The organism is Shewanella sp. ECSMB14101, from assembly GCF_000773485.1.
GTDB classification, from domain to species: Bacteria; Pseudomonadota; Gammaproteobacteria; order Enterobacterales; family Shewanellaceae; genus Shewanella; species Shewanella marisflavi.
The window spans coordinates 1-2,717 of record NZ_JSFF01000051.1 but is presented as its reverse complement, the minus strand read 5'-3'; the positions used below and the strand labels follow the sequence as shown (position 1 = coordinate 2,717).

The following is a 2,717-nucleotide window of genomic DNA, read 5'->3' as shown; positions in this document are numbered from 1 at the left end:
TGTACAAGGAATTATCTGGGGATTCCCTAGAAATGGGTGTCCACTCCAAAGCCAGTTTTGACGAATGTTATTAAATATATTTCTATTATTGTTAAACTGCTGGTTTAATTGAGTATCATCCCAAGTTTCAATACTTTCTTTCCAGCTATCAATTAAGTTAATTAATTGGTTGAAGTAATTAGCACTATTGATTAGTGAATGGTTGTTAGCATTTTTATACTTTTCGGCCGCCTCACTCCAAAATTTACTTTGCGCTTTAGCGAAAGAATACAACGTGCCTAAATCTTCAAAGTTTACATGCTTATTTGCCACATCATTAAATGCAACTGAAATGACCCTTTTCAAGAAATACTCCTATTTGAATTTGACACCAATTATTGAGGTAATGCTAACAACTTATTAGTGAGACCTTGCAAGGGACGCTACCTTGTAAGGTAGGAGACCAAGCATGTAAATAAGTGGGGGCAGAGTAATCTTCTAAAGGAGATGATTGGCGCATGTGGTTGGCTTTTTCATTCCCTGAACGGCGTGGTCGATGTTTGATTCGATTTGGCCTAGCTCTGTCCTTGATTGGTGATACTTTAATCTATCTTGTTAGTGGCAATCAACATGTTATGTCACATTTCAGTGCGCTTTTTTGCGTAAAAATAATAGCTTGTATCAATGCGTACTCAATGAGGTCAAATCGAAGAGACGTTAGATACCAAGTGTAGATGCATCTGCGGACGTCGATGGCAGGGATGCCATCGTCGAGCCTCCAAGGATGGATTTACGGCATGTAGCAGATGTATCTGCACATAAGCCCACCGCAGGTGATAGATTGCCATGAAGGTACGACCTTCAAATACTTTCAATAAATTAAAATGCAGCCAAATTCGGCTAAAGCAAATAAAGGGGGCAACCCTTTTACTTCAAATTTAGTCATCCCCAGTGACTAGCAATATATTCATACCTTCATCGTCGGTTGGCGGCTCAAAATATTGCGTCACATGACGGAACATGGTTTCGTTATCGAAGTGGGCGCGTTCTGGCTGTTCCTGGCGCCGCTTGCCTATTTGAGCCAGGCACTGCTGATCGCTGAGATCCAGATAGATGAGCTGATGCTCGCAAGCTAGCTCGTGGCAGAGCGAGATAAACCACTGCCGCTGCTTCCTGGTGTTGGCGGGAAAATCCATCACCACCTTAGTGCCGATATTTATCAGGTGTGCCACATGGTTTCTGATGAAGGGTTTGATGAGGCTTGAATAGTGAATATAGTCTTCAAATGACTTAATCTGATTGGGAAAGTGAGCCGCTAACCATTCATCTTCCGACAGTAACAGCGCCCCTTTTTCATCGGCGATTTGTCTTGCCTTGGTCGACTTACCCGCGCCCATTTTGCCGCAGAAAAAGAAGAGTTTTCCCTTATGTGTCATCTATTGTCCCTTATCCGTGTTAGGCCATTCTTACATGCTTATACCGCAGCTATATTAGGCATCAGTGATATTAAACCATAGCCATATATTTGGGGTGCGCGGCGATGCGCTTAAGCCATGATTGAATCGCCGGGTAGTGATTGAGATCGAATCCGCCTTCGTCGGCCACATGGGTGTAGCCATATAGAGCGACGTCGGCCGTGGTCAGCTGCTCGCCGGTTAAATAGGGTGTTTCTTGCAGCTGGGCTTCCATCACCGCCAGCGCCTTATGGCCGCCTTGCTGCTTCGACTCATAGTCGGCGCGGCGATCGTCCGGCAACCCGAGATACTTGGCGATAAAGCGCGCTACGGCAATATAGGGCTCATGGCTGTATTGCTCGAAGAACTGCCATTGCTGCACCTTGGCGAGGGCAAAGCTGTCTTTGGGCAGGAGTTCGCTGTCGGTGGCGAGATAGTTCAAGATGGCGTTGGACTCGCTGAGGCAGCGGCCATCATCGAGCTCCAGCAGGGGGATCTTGCCGTTGGGGTTCTTGGCCAGAAACTCGCTAATGCCGGTATCGCCCGCGAGAATATCCACATGAATCCATTCATGTTCAATGTCCAACAGGGCGCACAACAACTTCACCTTGTAGCAGTTACCAGACTGCAGATCGCCGTAGATTTTCACACATACTCCTTATGTTATTAACGCCTGCCAAACAGACGTTTTATTACAGAACTCGCTAATTACAAAGCACTCGAGGGCGGCTCATCGTTAGCCGGGTCGCCAGACTCCTGCTCCCGTTTAACCTCTTCTTGTTTGATACGCTGCAATTTTTTGATCTCACTCGGCGGTATGGGAAATAGCGAAATTAAAGGAAATAACGCCAAGGCGAGATAAGCCCCAGTGGGCATCCCCTTGGCCCAGCCGACCAGCCTTGCCAGTGCCCACAGAAGAAGGATAAAGAGAAAGCCTGCCACGAAATAGCATAATAGTGGCTCCCAGCCACCCAATCGCCCTACAAGATCCATTTGCCTAACCTATCAATTCATCCTCCTAATTTAAATGGGTGTAAAGCAGGAAAAATCAACCGAAGTTAATGCACTAGCAAAGGCAGAAACAGATGAAGTTAAATCGAAGAGACGTTAGATACGGGTGTAAGCACACTTTTGGCTCTCGGCGGCATGGCCAAAAATGTTCCCTACATTTTTTGGCATTCCCTACATCCATGTAGGTCAGTACCGCCGTGCCCAAAGCGTGTTTGGTCTCTTCTATCGATAACTAATGAAGCCAAATCGAAGAGACGTTAGATACCAAGTGTA

At 46.2% G+C, this 2,717-nt stretch carries 4 protein-coding genes; all 4 read right to left on the bottom strand.

Annotated features, from left to right (window positions below):
• The coding region (locus tag NY07_RS18705; protein WP_033540868.1) for a hypothetical protein at window positions 1-345 on the bottom strand (345 nt) is incomplete at its 3' end.
• A 572-nt stretch (window positions 346-917) separates the two neighbouring features.
• Window positions 918-1,415 carry an AAA family ATPase gene (locus NY07_RS18700; RefSeq protein WP_081953882.1) on the bottom strand — a complete coding sequence of 166 codons (498 nt, stop codon included), beginning with the start codon at window positions 1,413-1,415 and terminating at the stop codon, window positions 918-920.
• Window positions 1,416-1,485: 70 nt separating this feature from the next.
• The gene (locus NY07_RS18695; protein WP_033540866.1) at window positions 1,486-2,082 is read right to left on the bottom strand and encodes a glutathione S-transferase family protein; all 597 of its coding nucleotides are present in this window, start codon (window positions 2,080-2,082) and stop codon (window positions 1,486-1,488) included.
• Window positions 2,083-2,141: 59 nt separating this feature from the next.
• The gene (locus NY07_RS18690; protein ID WP_033540865.1) at window positions 2,142-2,426 is read right to left on the bottom strand and encodes a hypothetical protein; all 285 of its coding nucleotides are present in this window, start codon (window positions 2,424-2,426) and stop codon (window positions 2,142-2,144) included.
• Window positions 2,427-2,717: the final 291 nt, after the last annotated feature.

Coding starts and splice junctions, on each gene's coding strand:
- NY07_RS18700 (WP_081953882.1), bottom strand. CDS start 1,415: ATGACACATAAGGGAAAACTCTTCTTTTTCTGCGGCAAAATGGGCGCG.
- NY07_RS18690 (WP_033540865.1), bottom strand. CDS start 2,426: ATGGATCTTGTAGGGCGATTGGGTGGCTGGGAGCCACTATTATGCTAT.